This window comes from Flagellimonas sp. ABD4_174, assembly GCF_056160185.1.
The window spans coordinates 2725874-2743957 of sequence record NZ_JBSWWP010000001.1 but is presented as its reverse complement, the minus strand read 5'-3'; the positions used below and the strand labels follow the sequence as shown (position 1 = coordinate 2743957).

Sequence of the window (18084 nt, the reverse complement as noted above, 5' to 3'; positions counted from 1 at the left end):
TCAATAAAAATGATGATTCAATAATGCGAAATCCGCATTTAAATATTATTTTTTTTCTTGAGAAAGAATCTATTATTTATTAAAATAATGGTGTGGACTTTTTTGATTAAAATGGGATAATAATGATATTTTTAAGGGTATATGAACATTTTTAAATGATTAATGAGGTATTTAAATATATTTTTATATTAAAGTCAATATTATTATATAAATTATAAATAAATGAAATACAGTTATATATAGATTAATAGTGTAAAAAGTCAATATATAAAAAGATTAAATTATTATATTGTGGGCAACCATTTAGCACTAGCTTTATCCAAAATTCAAATCAAATGGAGCGATTAAAAAATAAGGTGGCCATTATAACGGGTGGTGCAAAAGGAATTGGAAAAGCTACGGTTAAAAAATTTTTGGAAGAAGGTGCAACAGTGGTTTACTGGGACATTGATTCTAAGGCCGGAAACGATCTACTCGGTCATTATAAAGACAAACCATTGTATTTTCAAGAGGTGAACACAGTTGACAGGGATTCGGTGAATGCTGCTGTATCCGAAGTGATGCAAAAACATGGCCATATTGATGTACTTATCAATAATGCCGGTATCACCAGGGATGCTACACTGAAAAAAATGACGGCTGAACAATGGAAATCCGTGATCGATGTTAATCTAACGGGTGTTTTTAATTGTACCCAGGCTATTTCTGAGCATATGTTGGCACAAGGAAGCGGTAAAATTATAAGTGCTGCATCCATTGTGGGGCTATATGGAAATTTTGGACAAACGAACTATGTGGCAACCAAATCCGGGGTTATTGGAATGACCAAGGTTTGGGCCCGTGAACTTGGTAGAAAAGGAATTTGTGTAAATGCGGTGGCCCCTGGGTTCATTGCAACCGAAATGGTCGGAACCATACCCGAAAAAGTGATTCAAAATCTTGAAGAAAAAACACCACTGGGAAGAATGGGGACCCCGGAGGACATTGCAAACGCATATTTGTTTTTGGCCTCGAACGAAGCCAACTTTATCAATGGTACGGTACTAAGCGTGGACGGCGGATTGGTGATGTGACCATGGCTTTATCGTTGGGGGCGTATTCCAAGTGCAATGGTTTTTTAAACAGAATAACACATGAAGCTTAAAAAATTTAAAGCTTATACGGACTCCCTATTGCCCCATGAGGTAATATTGCTCAATCGCGTAAAACAATTCCAGGATCAAGGACGGGAGGATATTTTCAATACCATATACCACAATGTGTGCAGTGGTGAACCACCCAAGGAATACAATTCTAAAATTGATAAGCGAAAGTATTCCCATTTGATGAACTGGATGGAATCCAAACTGGACGGGTTCTGCACCGATCGGTATTATGAGCGTCTCAATTATTTTGATATTCGTATCAAAACGGACACGATTTCCTCGGAAGAGGAGAAAGAGCTGCTCCAATTGATCAAGCACTACCGTCCCCACCACTTTCATTTTATCAGGTTTTATGAGGTGGTCAAGAATTACCTTATGTTCCTTTTGGTAAGGGTGCGCCTCAACGACTACGAACTCATACACACCTTTGTACACGATTACCACGATGATTACGCCAGGTGCAAAGAGGTCAGCAACAGAATGACCCAGGCTACGGTGGATATAGTTACGGATTACCATAACCTTAAGATCTCCCAAAATTCCCTCAAGTGGGTGTCTTGGCTTACCCGTTTATGGTCGGATCAAGGACTGGACGGTTACAATAGGTACCAGACCCTTATTCTAATGAGTTACGTGGCCCTGCTAAAGGAAGATACCCTGGAAGAGGTGCTGGGCCATTATGAAGAATTGGAACCCAAATTGGAAGATGGATCCTACTATTCCAAGAAACTGCTCCTCAATTATTACGGCAACAAACAGCTCATATTAATGAAGATGAACCATTATGATCTAGCCCTGTATTACGGCAAACTGTCGATAACCGAGCAGAGCAACGACTATATTATGTACCTCAATAATTACTCCTTCAACCTTTCCAAATTGGGAAGGGCAAAAGAGGCGCTCAACCTTTTGATAGAAGCCCGTCCGTTTGCCAGGCAGATGTCCAATAAATACAATCGGACCCTGTTTATTTCATCCTTGATGAAAAGTTACAATGACAATGGGCAGTACCAAAATGCGAAAAGGTATGCTGAAAATCGTTTGGACATGTACGAAAAGGACATTTTGGAGCACAATTGGAACAAATTCTTCCGGACCTATATGGAGACCTTGGTTCATTTGGGGGAGTTCAAAAAAATACAAAAGACCATCAGGAAATATGGCCTTATTGATCGGGAATCGCAATTTGTGAAGAATTATGTTGCCTTTAGCTATTTCAAATGGTATCTGGCGCTCGCCCATCACAAGGAGGGAAATATCACGGAGGCAAAGTTCTTGAGTGGTATTCGCAAGGATATCGATCGGTTAAAGAACACCTATCAAATAGATCCTTCGGAAAGAGTGATCGGTTTATTGGAGTTTTCCATAAAAAGACCCATCTATTGACCTTTAAAAGCTGAATTAGATCCCGTAGTTTTGCACCATATTGCTTTCAATTGGAAACTATGGACAAGGAATATGGTCGCTTATTGTACAACTATCTTCTAAAAACTGGCATGGCAGAAGGTTTGGCCACTTATCTCAATTTGATATTGCTTCTGTTGGGTGTTCTGGTCGTAGTGTTAATATTGGATCTGCTTATTTGGAAGACACTTCGCGCCATATCCGTTCGGGTAGCCCGTAAGTCGAAGAACAATTTCGATAATTTTCTGGTGACACACCGAGTTCCCAGGTATGTAGCGCACATAGTTCCCTTTGTAATATTTCTAGAGTTTATTCCTGTTGCATTCGTGGATTTTCCTTATGCACAGGGTATAGCCCTGAAAACCACAAAGATTTTCTTTGTTCTGCTAATTCTTTTGATTTTCAGAAAGTTTTTCAAAAGTGTGAACGGTTATCTAAAAACACGGCCCAGATTTAAGGACAAGCCTATTGATAGCTACGTACAGGTATTTATGATCTTTGCCTGGATAATCGGAATACTTACCATTTTTGCCATAGTTACGGAAACAACGGTGTGGAAGTTTTTTACAGCGTTGGGGGCGGCCTCTGCGGTAATTCTACTCATATTTAAAGATTCCATTCTTGGTCTTGTGGCCAGTATTCAGGTTACCATAAACGATATGGTCCGCATTGGGGATTGGATCACATTCGAAAAATATGGTGCCGATGGTGATGTAATCGAGATAAGCTTGGCCACGGTAAAGGTCCAGAATTTTGATATGACCATTACCACCATTCCAACATATGCATTGATCTCCGATTCATTTAAAAATTGGCGGGGCATGCAGGTCTCGGGCGGAAGAAGAATAAAAAGATCTTTGTTGATCCGACAGAAAAGTATCCGTTTTTTAACACCCGCGGAAATAGAATCACTGAAGAAAATACACTTGGTCGAGGCATATATCACCTCAAGGAACGATCAGATCAATTCTTATAACGAAGCCAATCAGATCAATAAAGATCTTTTGGTGAACGGCAGGAACATGACCAATTTTGGTCTTTTCAGAAAATATGTTTCCAATTATTTGGAAAATCATTCCGCCATCAACAAGAAAATGACATTGATGGTAAGACAATTGCAACCGACCCCGCAAGGAATCCCTCTGGAAATCTATGCATTTAGCTCTGATAAAAGATGGGAAAACTATGAATACGTGCTGGCCGATATTTTTGACCATTTATTGGCGGCGTTGCCCTATTTTTCTTTGGAACTTTTTGAATATCCCGTTTCCAAAAATGTGGTCGATTTTAGCGATGACACTTTGAATGCCTAGCTTTACGTTATTGCGGCTGCAAGGGCAATTTGGACCATGTCCCCGAATGTGGTTTCGCGATCCTTGGCCGGAAGACGTTCACCTGTTACCAAGGAGTCGGAAATGGTAAGGACTGTTAGCGCCTTAATATTGTATTTGGCGGCGATGGTGTACAAACCTGCCGTTTCCATTTCCACGCAAAGTACACCATATTGGGCCCATAACTTGTATTCCTCAGGATCATCGCCGTAGAACTCGTCCGACGATAGCACATTTCCTGCTTTTATGTTGATATTGTTTTCCCTGGCGTAGTTCACGGCCTTTATAAAAAGGTCAAAATCGGCTGTGGGCGAATAATCCGAATTTATAAACCTAGAGTTGTTCATGCCAGAAGTGGTGGATGCGGCCATCGCGAGGACCACGTCGTTTAGTTTTACATCTTTTTGATACGATCCTGCCGAACCTACACGGATTATATTTTTTACGCCATAATCATTTATGAGTTCGTGAAAATAGATCATGGCCGAGGGCATTCCCATTCCACTGCCTTGTACCGAAACCCGATTTCCTTTATAAGTTCCGGTGTAACCCAACATGCCCCGAATCTTGTTATAGCAAATGGGATTTTCCAGAAAGGTTTCCGCAATCCATTTGGCCCGTAAAGGATCACCGGGCATTAAAACGGTTTCGGCAATTTCACCAGGTTTGGCTTCTATGTGAGTGCTCATGGAATACTTATTTTATTAAATCGGGCCCAGAGGATGTACCAATTCTGGAAACCCCTAGCTCAATATATTTTTTTGCGGTTGCTTGATCTTTTACTCCGCCAGATGCTTTTATTTTTAGTTCGTCACCGACTATCCTCTTCATCAGTACAACATCATCATAGGTAGCTCCTCCCGTTCCAAAACCAGTGGAAGTCTTTACAAAATCGGCTCTGGCATCCTTGGCTAAAGAGCACGCTTCCTCCTTTTCGGCATTGGTAAGGTAGCAAGTTTCTATAATCACTTTCAATACGGTTTCCCCTATGGCTTCTTTTATGGCCTTGATTTCTTCACGAACTGCATGGAACATGCCCGATTTTAACCAACCAATATTGATCACCATATCAATTTCGTTCGCACCATGGTCTATACAGTCCATTGCTTCAAATATTTTGGCTTTGGTGGACATGGCGCCAAGTGGAAATCCGATTACCGCAGCAAGTTTTACTGGTGATTCCTTTATTGCTTTCTTGGCAACCGCAACATTACAGCCATTTACACAAACGGCATAAAAATGATGTTTTATGGCCTCATCACATAATTTTTGGATATCCGAAACGGTGGCCGTGGGTTTTAAATTGGTATGGTCTATAAAATCAGCTAATTCCATATTAATGGTTAAAGAGTTGCTTAAGTTTAAAAATCGTCAGCATTTCCGACCTGTTTTTTCCTGCAAACGAATTTGCAATGGAATCGGCAGTTTCCACAATCAGTTTTTTAAGACTTTCGGAAAACTTTTCGGGGTGATCTTTATAAAAATCCTTAAACTCGTTAAAATATTCATCTCCCTCCTTTTCTTCACCTTCCAGCCAATCGAACACAATCTCGATCTGATAGGCCGCATCGGTATGGAATTCGTCCTCAACATCGTCCACATCCAACCAGAACTGCCTAACATATTTTCGCAAGCGTTCGACTTCTTTGGGCCTAACATTGTTGTCTGCCATGGCCACGGCGTAAAATAATTTTCCAAGGTTTTGGTAAAATTCGTTTCCTATTTTCTCAGAATTCAACATACCTTCATTTTTTAGTTTTCATAAATGTAGAACCAATACTACTTATTTTTTATGACATTGCTCAATAAATGTAGGACGTTGAAATGATTTAGGGGCTTGTTCCATTCAACATTTTACTAGTCTAGATATTTTTATTATTGGAACTTTTTGTTCAATCTTTTAAATCGTTTTTATGATCAATTGAATAAATGGGTGAGATTACATCCTTTCATTCTTGCTGATCTTGGTCATTTTAAAGTATTGGGAACCAGCTTATTTTTAAGGAGATTAAATATCGGTCATGTTAAGGGCCTCTTTTTAAATGATAAATAAAGCCAAGGACTTTTTTATGGAGATTGGGGATTTGTCCTATTTTGCCGTGCGCTTTTTTAAACAAGCGGTAACGCCCCCTTTCGAGTTTAAGGAATTGTTGAAACAAAGCTACCAGGTCGGGAATAGGTCACTTATATTGGTCGCTACCACTGGATTCATTATTGGATTGGTGTTAACGCTGCAAACACGCCCGACCTTGATCGAGTTTGGTGCGGTCTCTTGGATGCCGAATATGGTGGGCATTTCCATTGTCAGGGAAATAGGTCCAGTGATCACGGCCTTGATCTGTTCAGGAAAGATCGCCTCTGGTTTTGGGGCCGAACTGGGTTCCATGCGCGTGACCGAACAGATAGATGCCATGGAGGTATCCGGTACCAATCCGTTCAAGTATTTGGTGGTTACCCGAATCCTGGCCGCTACGTTGATGCTTCCTCTATTGGTGATATTTGGGGATTTGATAGCCCTTTTCGGTTCCTCTTTGGTTGAATTTATGAAGGGGAACGTGTCTTTTAGATTGTACTTTAATTCGGTTTTCAATGCACTGTCCTATGGCGATTTGATCCCGGCCACCATAAAGTCCTTTTTCTTTGGCTTTGTAATCGGGTTGACAGGATGTTATAAGGGCTATAAGACCGGTAGGGGAACTGCAGGTGTGGGCATTGCGGCGAATACTGCCGTTGTAATGGCGTCCATGCTTTTGTTTGTTGTGGATTTTATAGCCGTGTTCGTATCGGATATATTTTATGAACTATAATGGATGTTAAAGAAAAAATAGGGCCCGTGCTCGGTGACCATACCGCAAAAGAGGTTGTGGTGCGGATCGAGGGCCTGTACAAGAGCTTTGGGGACAACCACGTTTTGAACGGTTTTGACATGGTTTTGCACAAGGGGGAACATATGGTGGTCATGGGGAAGTCGGGATCCGGAAAATCGGTCATGATCAAATGCCTTGTCGGACTGATCGCCCCTGATAGCGGAACGGTCGAGGTTTTGGGAAAAAACATAACCGGGTTGAATCAAACGGATTTGGACGAGCTCCGCTCGGATATCGGGTTTCTTTTTCAGGGAAGCGCCCTGTACGATTCCATGACAGTAAGGGAAAACCTGGAGTTTCCGATGCGACGACATAGAAAAAAGTTTGAAAGGATGACCGATACCCTCCCCTTGGTCAAGGAAGCTTTGGAAAACGTTGGTTTGGGCCATACCATGGACCTGATGCCGGAAGAACTGTCCGGTGGGATGAAAAGGCGCATTGCACTGGCACGGGCCATCATATTGAAACCCAAATTGATCCTATATGACGAACCCACCAGCGGTTTGGACCCCATTACCGCCAAGGAAATTATAGGATTGATGCGGAACATTCAAAAAAAATACGGGACGTCCGCACTTATCATCACCCACGATGTTGATTGTGCCCGGGTAATTTCCGAAAGGATGATCTTATTGGTGGATGGCATCAATTATGCAGAAGGCACCTATGCGGATTTGGTGAGATCTGCAGACCCCAAAATAAACGCTTTTTTTAAAAAATAATATGGCATCAAAAACTCCAATGCAGCATTTAAAACTGGGCATATTTGTCGTGCTCGGTACCCTTTTATTGATCATTGCGGCCTACCTTGTCGGAAACGGACAGGGTCTGTTCGTAAAAAAATTCACGATCAATGCCGTGTTCAGCAATGTGAACGGATTGCAGGTTGGCAACAATGTGCGCTTTTCGGGCATAGACATTGGAACTGTGGATGATGTTGAAATGAAGAACGATAGTACCATAATCGTGCACATGGCCATTGATAAAAAAATGAAGGTGCATATCCGGGACAATGCCGTGGCCACGATCGGTTCCGATGGACTGGTGGGCAGTATGTTGGTCAATATTGTACCAAGTAGGGGACAGGCCCCTTTGATAGAAGATGGTGCCACCTTGCGGTCCTACCAAAGGGTCGCGTCCCAAGATATGCTCAATACGCTGAACGTCACCAATGAAAATGCAGCACTATTGACCTCTGACTTATTGAAGATCACCCAATCCTTGATTCAAGGCGAGGGAACTTTGGGGCGTTTGCTTACCGATTCGCTTATGGCCAAGGATTTGAGGCAGACCATCGTGAATTTGAAGTTGGGCAGCCAACAGGTAAATATGACCTTGAACGAACTTCAAAAAACGATGGAAGCGGTGAGTTCCGGGGAAGGTGTTGCAGGGGTATTGCTCGCCGATAGTCTGTACGCAACCAAAATTAGGCAGGTCATTCAAAACTTGGAGATGTCCAGTACCACCATCAATAAAATGACTGCTGATTTGAACACCGTTGTCGGTGAAGTTAAAAATGGGGAAGGTGTCTTCAACAAGATTGCGACCGATACGATCTTGGCGAAAAAATTGATGAATGCAATGAAAAGTATTGAGGAAGGTACCCAAAAGTTCAATGAGAACATGGAAGCCCTAAAACACAATTTTTTGACCCGTGGGTATTTCAGAATATTGGAACGTGAACAAAAAAAGCAGGTGGAAAAAGAACAATGAATTTATTCTTGATTGCCAATGATCATACCATCTTCCATCTCGATGATTCGGTCCGTCCGTTTGGCAAAATCCACATCGTGGGTAACCACCAAAAGTGACAAACCCTGTTCTTCCTTTAAATTTTTAAAGATATTGAATACGTTTTCCGAATTATGGCTGTCCAAGTTCCCCGTGGGCTCGTCACCCATCAAAATGGCAGGGTCATTGATCAATGCCCTTGCAATGGCGACCCGTTGCTTTTCCCCACCCGAAATTCGTGAGGCTTTTTGATGTGCCAAATGCCCGATATGCAGCATTTCCAGTTTTTGATTGGCTTTGCGCTCTATTTCCTTAAGGGGCTTTTCGGCAAGTTTTTTGGCAGGCAGCATCACATTTTCCAATACACTGAATTCGGACAAGAGGTAATGAAATTGAAAAACAAACCCAATGTTTTTATTTCTTATCCGTGATAGTTCTTTTTGTGATTTGCCTGTCACTAGTTGATTATTGAGGTATAGTTCACCCGTATAATCGGTATCCATGGTGGAGAGGATATATAGCAAGGTGGATTTTCCCGAACCGGATTTGCCCATAATGGAAGCAAACTCCCCGGGTTTTACCCCAAAGGAAATATCCTTTAGCACATGGAAATCCTTGGGTTTATGGAAATGCTTGTTGATATTTTTGGCTTGTAAAACGAAGTTCATAACAATGTCAGGTTCCCCTTATGATTTTAACGGGATCTATCTTTTTTGCTTTGTTCGATGGCAGGTATCCGGCTATGAATGTGGATATCAGCGCAAAACAGATTCCGATGAAATAATAGCTTAGGTCGTAGTTTACCGGGTAGGTATCGATTGTGGGAAGGGCATCGGTTTCAAAAGGCGTGCTATCGATAAGATATGAAAGCCCCAATCCTATCAGCAATCCTAGTAGTCCGCCCGCCAATCCTATGATCATGGCCTGGGCCATAAAAATGTACTGCACATCCTTTCCCGAAAACCCGGTCGCCTTTAAAATGGCGATATCCTTCATTTTTTCATAAATGAGCATGTTCAATATGTTGTAAATGCCAAAACCGGCAACGATGAGCAGTGTAATGGAAACCGCATAGGTAATCAAGTTTCTCACGCTTGTACCAGTCTCGAACTGGGCATTGGCCTCATTGATGTCAACCGCCTTTATGTTGAACTGTCTCTCAAGGCTACGTGCCATGGTTTCAGATTCCCCGATATCCAATAACTTGATATTGATGTCGGTGACGTAATTTTCGGATTCCCCAAGGATGCGCTGAACGGTGTTCAAATTGGCAAAACTCTGCGCATTGTCTATTTCCGCGATACCACTTTGATAGATCCCCACTATCTTCAAAGGGAAAATATCCCCAGCCACGGTGCTTACCTGAACCCTGTCCCCAACGGATAGGGACATTTTTTTTGCCAAACCTGACCCTAATAAAATTCCGTTATTGTTGTTTTTTAGATCCCTTGCCGACCCTTGGACAATATTATCTTGAATATTGGAAAGACGGACCTCTTCCATGATATCCACACCTACGAGGTTGCCCCCCAGTTCTATGGAGCCGGAAAGGTAAAAAATCTGGGCCCTCAGCTGAGGGGTGGCACCCTTTACATTGGGATGTTTTTTCAAGTAATTTAGAATAGGCAGGGCATTGTGGATTTTTTCTTGGTTTTGTTTTGGTTTGATGGAGTGTACAAAATTCATGGCATTTTTAAAGTCCCGGTAACGCGAAATAGGCTGGGTTTCCGAAGGTTGGATTTCGTTGTACAAATGGATATGGGGCGTTTGGTTCAATACCAGATCATCCAACATGGTATTGAGCCCTGTCATAAAACTTACCATGGTAATATAGGCGCCAATCCCAAAAGTAACCCCGAGTGTTGCGGTAATGGTGGATTTCATCTTGGTGATAAGATGTGTTTTGGCGATGCCCAATATGACGTTCCAATTGGTCATTGCCCAGGTTTATAGATCGCTGTGTTTTCATCCAAACCCTCCAAGATCTCCACCCTGTCCAAGTTTTGAAGACCGACCGAAACGTCAATCTCACCCTCGTCCGTAATTACTTTTGATGTTCCGATGAGGAAATCTTTAGGAATGGTCAGGGCTTCTTGCTTTTGGGAAATAACGATATTGCCTTCACCGGAAAGCCCCGGATATAGCGTGCTTGGGGGATCTTTGAACAGTGCCTCGACCTTGAAGGTCTGTGATCGTTCGTCTTTTCTTGGGTAAATCTTGTCCAAAGTGGCCTCGAATACCTCGGAATTGTAGGAGTCGAGGGTCAGGAACACCTGTTGCCCCCTTTTTATCTTTACAATATCCACTTCATCCACCAATAATTCTATTATAAATTCATTGGTTTTGCCTATGGCCGCTACGGGTTCTTGGGTATTGACGATTTCCCCGGGGTTTTTGTAGATCGCATAGACGGTTCCATGTATTTTACTGGTTATGGTGAAGTCTTTGGAAGTGGTCAATGAAGTCTTGTAATTGTTTTCTGCTTGCTTTAACTGGGTTTCCAGCTCATTTTTGGTTTGTTTGTATTTTCTGTTGAGCAGGTTCAAGTTGTTTTGTGACAACTCATAGGCCAATTTTCGATTGTCGTATTCAACCTCTGAGCCTATATTTTGGTCCCAAAGATTTTTTTGACGGAAATAATTGATGGAATCGCTGGTCAACTTAAGTTTCGCAGCTTGTATCTCATCTTGGATACTGGCGAGCACCGCGGCCCGTCCGTTATAGTTTTCTTTGGCGAGCTGCAGTGCCAATTTTGCATTTTCCACGTTCAACTCCGGTGAGGTGTTTGTAATTTGAAGAATGGGATCTCCTCTGTTTACAGTATCTCCCTCTTCGACCCATGTTTTGTCCAATATGCCCATTACTATGGAATAGGCTTGGTACAAACTGTCCGGTTGCACCGTTGCCGAAGCATAGACAGATTCCGTTAACGGCATTTTGGCCGGGTAGGTTTTCTCGGTATCGTCCCTACATGAACAAAGTGCGAAAAAAAGGATATAAAGGAACAGGAATTTTTTCATTGCTTCTAGCATCATACCAGTATCAAATTACCGATAAAAAGTTGATCTGAAATATGAGTTAGGTCAGTGTTTTAATTTCTTTTTGGTCTAAACTAAAAGGTTATTTTGGTTCCATTTGGTCTAAATTGAAACAACGCAGCTATGATAAATAATTGTGATGATTATTTAACAAACAGATAAAGTAGAATAATATCGATAAATTTAAAGAAGTGCGTAATATTCAATTTTATAAATTAAACTAGAAGTTATGGTATCCAAACAAAGATTTTCGGCACGTAGATTTTCGTTGATGGTCATGTTGTCCATTTTTGCGATTTCGTGCAAACAGACCAATACCAAATCAAACGATCATCATAACCAAGGACATGGAAATGATGGCCACCACCACACACACTACGTGGAGTTGGATACGGTGCTTTCCCATAAACTGATATTTCCGAGCAAAGTCCCGGATAGGATAATTGCCAATTTGCCAGAGAATGCCGCCACAACACTAGCGGTGAACTGGCGTACCAATCAACAGATAGATACCGCTTATCTAGAGGTTGCGGTGGCTACCGATGGCCCCGAATTTAAATTGGGAGATGTTCAACGTATATATGCATCTACCCAAAAATTTGAAAATAAGCATGAAAGGCACAATGAACCTTTGGTGAAGGCCAATTTTCACTCGGCCAGTATAACGGGTTTACAGCCCAATACCACTTATGTATACCGGGTGGGAACCGATATGTTCGGAACAGATGGTGATAAACTTTGGAGTGAATGGTTCCAGTATACAACAGCTTCCGATAAAGAAGGGGAGGAATTTAGTTTCATATATTTTGGTGATGCACAGAACGATGTTAAATCCATGTGGAGTCGTGTAATCCGAAATTCGTATAAGAAATTCCCGTCTGTGGATTTTATGTTACATGCAGGGGACTTGATCAATAGTCAAGATTCCAATTTGGAGTGGGGCGAGTGGTTCCATGCCGGAAGTTTTATCCATGCCACTGTACCAAGCATGATGACTCCGGGCAACCATGAATATAGGGGCGAAGAGCTCACAACTTTATGGAAGCCCCAATTTAATCTGCCCAAAAATGGTCCTAAAGGTTTGGAATCGGTTTCTGAGACCACATATGTTTTGGATTATCAAGATTTGAAAATAGTTTCCATAGACGCAGTACTTTTTGATAGGAATGAAGAATCCAGGGAGCCACAAGTTCAATGGCTGGATTCTGTTTTGGCCAGCAACACCAAGAAATGGACAGCTCTGACCATGCACTTTCCCCTGTACACCCCTGCCCAGAGAAGAGAAGATAATGCCGCCTTGATAGAAAACCTTAAACCATTGATAGATAAATATAAGGTAGACCTTGTTTTGCAGGGGCACGATCATACTTATGCAAGAGGACAGATCAGTAACGAAAACTCTGGGGTAACCACCATGTCCGACGCAGGAACAATCTACGCAGTATCCGTTAGTGGCCCCAAAATGTACGAATCCACCAATAAGGACTGGATAGAAAGAAGAGGGGAATTTACCCAATTGTTCCAGATCATAACCATAAAAGGGGATAAGTTGAGCTATGAGGCCTACACACCGATCGGAACTTTGTACGATGCCTTCGATTTGATCAAAAAGGGAGAGAAGAAACAATTGATCAATCGCATTCCAGATACGCCTATTCGACTAAAAAAGGATTTTGTTGAGTAAATAAACATTAGGGAATACTTCTTCTCCACGAAATTTAATATGCTAGGGGTAGGTATTCTGAATTAAAGGCTGGTCGTTTTGGTTGTGCAAAGCGACCAGCTTTTTTTATGGGTCGATCTTAAAACAAAAACCAATGAACGGTGTTCGTCCAGAAGGTATAAATGCTGGGCAGTGTCCGATAAAAAGGAAATATGCTTAAGAATTGACTGTGGTTTCGAATTTGGTGACCTTGGACTGGATCTCTTTCTTGGAACTTATACAGTTCAACGTACCGTTAATAAAATTATCATAAAAAGAAGGCAACGAAAAAGTATCCGTAACCTTTGCACCCATAAACGGAAAGTAGCCCCTTGCGGATTCTAATACGGTCGCTCCACCTCGAGCGCCAGGTGAGGTGGCCATCAAGAGCATGGGTTTTTCTCTCCATACCTTCATATTTGACCTGGATAGCCAGTCTATGGTATTTTTAAACACTGCTGCATATGAGCCATTATGTTCGGCGAGTGATATCAGAAAGCCATCCGCAGTATCAAATATTCTGTTCAGTTTCTTGACCGCAGGAGGTATACCGTTCTCAGTTTCAAAATCAACCCCATAAATGGGCAAAACATAATTGTTGAGGTCGATTGGGATAATTTCTACATTTTCAAGTAAGCTGACCGTGTAGGTCAACAGGGTTTTGTTAATGGAGTTTTGACTGTTGCTTCCCGCAATTGTGATGATTTTTTTCATGATTTTTGTTTTTGGATTAATAGGATTTATAAAGTTTTTCGGTAATACAGGCCGAAAGATGTTTTTTCAATGGGGTCGGGACCATATTGGTCATAGTCAACACCAATACCAATTTGGTGCCCTGTAAACGATACTCCTGCGCGTAACTGCTGAAAACTTCTTGAGTGCGTTTTAAATTTGTCCCAGATAGTTAAAAATTGTCCGTTTAACCAAAGGGAAGCTTTGTCGTTTATAGGTGAGTTGAACTGAAACTGCGCAAACACCTCGGCATAACCAACCCTTTTTTGTTCGGAGTGGGCAACCGTTGGAATAAGTACAAACAGTGTCTGTGAATTTTTTAGAATGAGCCTTGCGGAAAGGCGTTCCGCATAACCGGCAAAACTGTTGTAATAAATTGAAGGGCCAACTCCTATATGCTTATTGATGTTCCAAAATAACGTGGGCTGCACGCCTACTTCATCAAAAACTGAGTTCTCGTTTTTTCTGAATTTTTGAAAGAAAGCAAGGGTAGCGATACTGAGCGTATTTTTGTTATTGATGGGATAACTTGAATAGATCGTGAAGTCTGTCTTGTCCAAACCTGAAAACAGTTCTACTTGGGTAAATTGTGCATTCAAGACTCCTGCAAATACAATGAATATCAACGAAGTAAGTGTGACTATTTTTTTCATGCTTCAAAATTCCGAGAGGATCGCACGAAAAAAAATAAACTAGTTTAAGACTTTTACATCCGGTTGACCTTGGAGATGATCTTGCTCATAAACTCTGGAGTAATGCCAATGTAGCCCGCGAGGTCCTTTTGGGTAATTCGATGTACAATATTAGGATATTTTCGTTTAAATTCGATATAACGCTCCTCTGCGGTCAAGGATATACCCTGGTTGGAACGTTTTATATAGCTTATGAGTGATTTTTGATAGAGTATTCGGTAGAAGCGTTCGAATTTTGGTATCTCTTTAAACAGAAGGTCGTAATTGGTCCTTGAAATGCCCAATAACTCAGAATCCTCGGTAGCTTTTATAAAATAATGAGATGGGGCCTTGGTCATAAAACTGGCCATGTCGCCCGTCCAATGATCCTCAACGGCGAACATTGAAATATGTGGAGTACCTTCTTTATCCAAAGTATAGACCTTTAGGCAACCTTTGGTTATAAAATATTCGTACCGGGCAACTTCCCCTGCTTGCAATAAAAAGGCTTTTTTTCTGACCCTTATTTTTGTAAGCAAAGAAGTATATTTCTGTTTTTCGAGCTCGGTCAAATCAATGAATCTACATACGTTATCAATAATTAGTTGATGTGGGTGCTCCAAGGTGAAGATAGTTTTGTGTACGTTGTTTAAAAATAAGGATTTGATCGAGGATGTAGCGAAGTTGTCCTCTTTTTTTCCAATGAATGGTTTGTGGTCGGTTGTCTGATTGTTTAATCTATTGAAAGTTTTGGTACAGAAAATCCAAATTTCAGTTGAAAACCATTCTAAATAAAAAAGTCTGCTGATCATCAGCAGACTTTTATAAAGTGACCTGACTGGGGCTCGAACCCAGGACCCTCTCCTTAAAAGGGAGATGCTCTACCAACTGAGCTATCAGGTCTTCAATAAGTGCCCAGCTGTTTGGCTAAGCGGGTGCAAATATAACATCAATAATCTATTTTCCAAGGTGAATTAATGATAAATTTGTGTTTTTTTAAAATCAGATAAAATTCTTAAACATGAAATTGGTTTTACTAGGATATATGGCAAGTGGAAAGTCGACCGTTGGAAGATTGTTGGCCAGGCATTTAGATGTTAAGTTTATCGACTTGGACGAGTATATTGAGGCACATCAAAAAAAATCGATAAAAAATATTTTTTCTGAACATGGCGAGATATTTTTTAGAAAACTGGAACATCAACTACTCTCCGAAGTATTGGATAAAGATGAATCCATCATACTTTCTACCGGAGGAGGAACACCTTGCTATGGAAATAATATGGAAACGATCCTAAATAAATCCGATCATTCCATCTACCTAAACCTGGGCATTTCCAATTTAGTGGAAAGAATTGTAAAGGGCAAGGACAAGCGTCCGCTGGTCAATAATATAGAAGATGCCGAACTTCCGGAGTTTGTGGGAAAACATTTGTTCGAGCGCCGACCCTATTACGCCAAGGCCAAACATATTTTGGACTGCAATGGGGACGACCCGGATACTACGGTAAACAAAATACTCTCGCTACTCTAAATATACCGCGTTGTTTTTGGGTTCAAAATCCACCTTAATGTGCTCGTTCAAAGAGGTAGATAGGGAAATGCCCTTAAAATCGGCCTTAATAGGGTATTTTTTATGATTTCTGTTCACCAATACAGCTGTTTTAAGCTGTTTTATGGGCGTTTTAAGAAAATGATGGGTTCCATATATCAACGTTGTTCCGGAATTAAGTACATCGTCCACCAATACAATGGATTTGTTAAGATAATCCGCTTCGGGAAGTGAAGTGTTCACACCACTTTCCAACGGATTTTTTTTGTTCATATCCACTTTGCACAACACAATTTCCGAATCTGTAATCTTTTTGAGTACGGCGATTATTTTTTTCGCAAAACTTAAACCACTTCCATTTATGCCCGCGATAACAATTTCCTTTTCGTTCACATTGGTCTCATAGATCTGATAGGCGATTCGTTTGGCAATATGCTGAATTTGGTCGTGGGTAAGAATGCGGTTTATCATGGTAAATTATGCTTGGTTCAAAGATATAAAAACGGTTTATTCCGGTTCGTCCATAAAGTCGTCCAAATCGCGACGGTCCTTTTTTGTAGGTCTTCCCAATCCCTTTTTACGGTAATGTTTTTTTGCATATTGAAGTAGTTCGCTGTGTTCAAAAGCATCTTTGGGAGTGGTGTCCTTTCGGTAAATATCCACCAGTTTTGCACCAACGCGGCTATCCGGAAGGTCCAAAACGGTAAGTTGGTAATCTATCTGGTTTTTTCGGAGCAATATTTTATCCATGGGATAAACCTCTCGGGAAGGCTTCACAGCATTTCCGTTTACCTTTACATGACCTTTTTTTACCGCATTGGATGCAATGCTCCGGGTTTTAAAGTATCTAACGCACCAAAGGAACTTGTCTATCCGCATGTCTTCGCAAATCTTTGTTAATGGACAAAGCAAAAATAACGGAAAATTGTATCTTGCGCGCCTAAATAATTGACTTGATGAGGTACGGAATTACAATTTTCTTATGTTTTGCGATCGCTCTCGTATCCTGTAACAATGATGACGATGACGGTGTAGTTGAGGTGCCACCGAGGTTATTGGCCGAAGTAGCGACCGAAGATCACGAAACCATCAAAGAGTTTTTGAACACCCACTTTTACAACTACGAGGATTTTGATACCCCTCCTTCAGGTTTCGATTATAAAATTGTTATCGATACCATTGCTGGTGAGAATGCGGGCAAGAGACCATTAATGGAAGATGCGGTTCCGTTGACCATAAAGGTGTCGTCCAACCAATTTGGTTTGAGCGAAGAAGAAACGGATGTAGAGCACACCTATTACTATATTGAGGTTCGTGAAGGCGAGGGGGGGAGCCCCACCTATGCAGATTCAACATTGGTGAGATATCAAGGTTCTGCCTTGGATGGTGAGCTGTTCGATGAAAATCAAGATTTTACGTGGCAGGAGTTGCCTTCGACATACAGGGGCTACGCTAATGGCATTTCCAACATGAAAGCAGGGACTACCGACCAAGTGGTGGATAATCCCGATGGTACCTATCAAATCAACAATAGTGGTTTGGGCATTATTGTTATGCCATCTGGTTTGGCCGCGTTCAATGGTACAGTAGGAACTGCTGGAACCTATGCGCCGGTGCTTTTTAAAATAGAACTAGGCCTTTACGTGGAAGATACCGACAGCGATAATGATGGCATTCCGTCTATTTTGGAAGATGTGAACGGAAATGGTTATTTACTGGATGATAATACCAATGCCGATGAAGAAAGTTTTAGTCCGGTTGCCAACTTCCGTGACCCGGACGATGATGGCGACGGAGTTTCGACCAGAAAGGAAATTTCTGATGAGAACGGCAATATTATACTGCCCTATCCCGATTCGAATGGTGATGGTACACCGGATTATTTAGATCCCGATATCAATTGATCGGAAG

General features: G+C 41.4%; 20 protein-coding genes and 1 tRNA gene. 9 read left to right on the top strand and 12 right to left on the bottom strand.

Translation table 11 applies throughout. The features are described from left to right. Positions 1-335 precede the first annotated feature (335 nt). The 3 genes from ACXAFK_RS12220 to ACXAFK_RS12210 are packed head-to-tail and all read left to right on the top strand — an operon-like array spanning position 336 to position 3862. A complete protein-coding gene (locus tag ACXAFK_RS12220) occupies positions 336-1073 on the top strand; it encodes a beta-ketoacyl-ACP reductase (protein WP_474957942.1) in 738 nt (245 codons plus the stop codon). Positions 1074-1133: 60 nt separating this feature from the next. After that, complete coding sequence (locus ACXAFK_RS12215) at positions 1134-2531, top strand: hypothetical protein (RefSeq protein ID WP_474957941.1); 1398 nt, start codon at positions 1134-1136, stop codon at positions 2529-2531. Between the two features lie 59 nt (positions 2532-2590). After that, the gene (locus ACXAFK_RS12210; protein WP_252080166.1) at positions 2591-3862 is read left to right on the top strand and encodes a mechanosensitive ion channel family protein; all 1272 of its coding nucleotides are present in this window, start codon (positions 2591-2593) and stop codon (positions 3860-3862) included. A gap of 2 nt (positions 3863-3864) precedes the next feature. Here ACXAFK_RS12210 and deoD read toward each other — a convergent pair whose 3' ends face one another. From deoD to ACXAFK_RS12195, 3 genes are read right to left on the bottom strand one after another with little or no spacing between them, the layout of a single operon-like run. Then, entirely contained in the window at positions 3865-4569 is a 705-nt protein-coding gene (gene deoD, locus ACXAFK_RS12205; RefSeq protein ID WP_252080165.1) for a purine-nucleoside phosphorylase, read from the bottom strand. 7 nt (positions 4570-4576) lie between these two features. Further along, positions 4577-5215, bottom strand: a complete 639-nt coding sequence (deoC, locus tag ACXAFK_RS12200; protein ID WP_474957940.1) for a deoxyribose-phosphate aldolase — start codon at positions 5213-5215, stop codon at positions 4577-4579. Between the two features lies 1 nt (position 5216). After that, positions 5217-5621 carry a hypothetical protein gene (locus ACXAFK_RS12195; protein WP_252080162.1) on the bottom strand — a complete coding sequence of 135 codons (405 nt, stop codon included), beginning with the start codon at positions 5619-5621 and terminating at the stop codon, positions 5217-5219. A 301-nt stretch (positions 5622-5922) separates the two neighbouring features. Here ACXAFK_RS12195 and ACXAFK_RS12190 point away from each other — a divergent pair, with 301 nt between their 5' ends. From ACXAFK_RS12190 to ACXAFK_RS12180, 3 genes are read left to right on the top strand one after another with little or no spacing between them, the layout of a single operon-like run. Next, positions 5923-6687 carry an MlaE family ABC transporter permease gene (locus ACXAFK_RS12190; protein ID WP_474957939.1) on the top strand — a complete coding sequence of 255 codons (765 nt, stop codon included), beginning with the start codon at positions 5923-5925 and terminating at the stop codon, positions 6685-6687. After that, the gene (locus ACXAFK_RS12185; RefSeq protein ID WP_474957938.1) at positions 6687-7469 is read left to right on the top strand and encodes an ABC transporter ATP-binding protein; all 783 of its coding nucleotides are present in this window, start codon (positions 6687-6689) and stop codon (positions 7467-7469) included. The genes ACXAFK_RS12190 and ACXAFK_RS12185 overlap by 1 nt, the downstream gene beginning before the upstream one ends. A 1-nt stretch (position 7470) precedes the next feature. After that, positions 7471-8460 carry an MlaD family protein gene (locus ACXAFK_RS12180; protein WP_474957937.1) on the top strand — a complete coding sequence of 330 codons (990 nt, stop codon included), beginning with the start codon at positions 7471-7473 and terminating at the stop codon, positions 8458-8460. A gap of 2 nt (positions 8461-8462) precedes the next feature. Here ACXAFK_RS12180 and ACXAFK_RS12175 read toward each other — a convergent pair whose 3' ends face one another. The 3 genes from ACXAFK_RS12175 to ACXAFK_RS12165 are packed head-to-tail and all read right to left on the bottom strand — an operon-like array spanning position 8463 to position 11513. After that, positions 8463-9146 (bottom strand): ABC transporter ATP-binding protein, encoded by a 684-nt coding sequence (locus tag ACXAFK_RS12175; RefSeq protein ID WP_474957936.1) that lies wholly within the window; start codon positions 9144-9146, stop codon positions 8463-8465. Positions 9147-9153: 7 nt separating this feature from the next. Next, positions 9154-10416: an ABC transporter permease gene (locus ACXAFK_RS12170; RefSeq protein WP_474957935.1), complete on the bottom strand. Its 1263-nt coding sequence runs from the start codon at positions 10414-10416 to the stop codon at positions 9154-9156. After that, complete coding sequence (locus ACXAFK_RS12165) at positions 10413-11513, bottom strand: efflux RND transporter periplasmic adaptor subunit (RefSeq protein WP_474957934.1); 1101 nt, start codon at positions 11511-11513, stop codon at positions 10413-10415. Before ACXAFK_RS12165 ends, ACXAFK_RS12170 begins: the two co-directional genes overlap by 4 nt. A 232-nt stretch (positions 11514-11745) precedes the next feature. Here ACXAFK_RS12165 and ACXAFK_RS12160 point away from each other — a divergent pair, with 232 nt between their 5' ends. Beyond that, on the top strand, positions 11746-13200 hold the full coding sequence (locus tag ACXAFK_RS12160) for a purple acid phosphatase family protein (protein WP_474957933.1): 1455 nt from the start codon (positions 11746-11748) through the stop codon (positions 13198-13200). Positions 13201-13395: 195 nt separating this feature from the next. Here ACXAFK_RS12160 and ACXAFK_RS12155 read toward each other — a convergent pair whose 3' ends face one another. The 4 genes from ACXAFK_RS12155 to ACXAFK_RS12140 all read right to left on the bottom strand — a co-directional run bounded on the left by ACXAFK_RS12155 (position 13396) and on the right by ACXAFK_RS12140 (position 15524). Beyond that, positions 13396-13932: an NADPH-dependent FMN reductase gene (locus ACXAFK_RS12155; RefSeq protein WP_474957932.1), complete on the bottom strand. Its 537-nt coding sequence runs from the start codon at positions 13930-13932 to the stop codon at positions 13396-13398. Positions 13933-13958: 26 nt separating this feature from the next. Further along, positions 13959-14603: a hypothetical protein gene (locus ACXAFK_RS12150; RefSeq protein WP_474957931.1), complete on the bottom strand. Its 645-nt coding sequence runs from the start codon at positions 14601-14603 to the stop codon at positions 13959-13961. Positions 14604-14656: 53 nt separating this feature from the next. Further along, positions 14657-15160 carry a Crp/Fnr family transcriptional regulator gene (locus tag ACXAFK_RS12145; protein ID WP_474957930.1) on the bottom strand — a complete coding sequence of 168 codons (504 nt, stop codon included), beginning with the start codon at positions 15158-15160 and terminating at the stop codon, positions 14657-14659. 291 nt (positions 15161-15451) lie between these two features. Continuing rightward, positions 15452-15524 (bottom strand) — tRNA-Lys (locus tag ACXAFK_RS12140). A 118-nt stretch (positions 15525-15642) separates the two neighbouring features. On the opposite strand from ACXAFK_RS12140, the gene ACXAFK_RS12135 reads away from it, so the two are divergent. Beyond that, positions 15643-16155 carry a shikimate kinase gene (locus ACXAFK_RS12135; RefSeq protein WP_474957929.1) on the top strand — a complete coding sequence of 171 codons (513 nt, stop codon included), beginning with the start codon at positions 15643-15645 and terminating at the stop codon, positions 16153-16155. Here the strand turns inward: ACXAFK_RS12135 and ACXAFK_RS12130 are convergent. Further along, complete coding sequence (locus ACXAFK_RS12130) at positions 16147-16644, bottom strand: phosphoribosyltransferase family protein (protein WP_474957928.1); 498 nt, start codon at positions 16642-16644, stop codon at positions 16147-16149. The genes ACXAFK_RS12135 and ACXAFK_RS12130 overlap by 9 nt on opposite strands. Positions 16645-16680: 36 nt before the next feature. Then, the gene (locus tag ACXAFK_RS12125) at positions 16681-17052 is read right to left on the bottom strand and encodes an RNA-binding S4 domain-containing protein (RefSeq protein WP_224837719.1); all 372 of its coding nucleotides are present in this window, start codon (positions 17050-17052) and stop codon (positions 16681-16683) included. A gap of 77 nt (positions 17053-17129) precedes the next feature. Here ACXAFK_RS12125 and ACXAFK_RS12120 point away from each other — a divergent pair, with 77 nt between their 5' ends. After that, positions 17130-18077 (top strand): FKBP-type peptidyl-prolyl cis-trans isomerase, encoded by a 948-nt coding sequence (locus ACXAFK_RS12120; protein ID WP_474957927.1) that lies wholly within the window; start codon positions 17130-17132, stop codon positions 18075-18077. Positions 18078-18084: the final 7 nt, after the last annotated feature.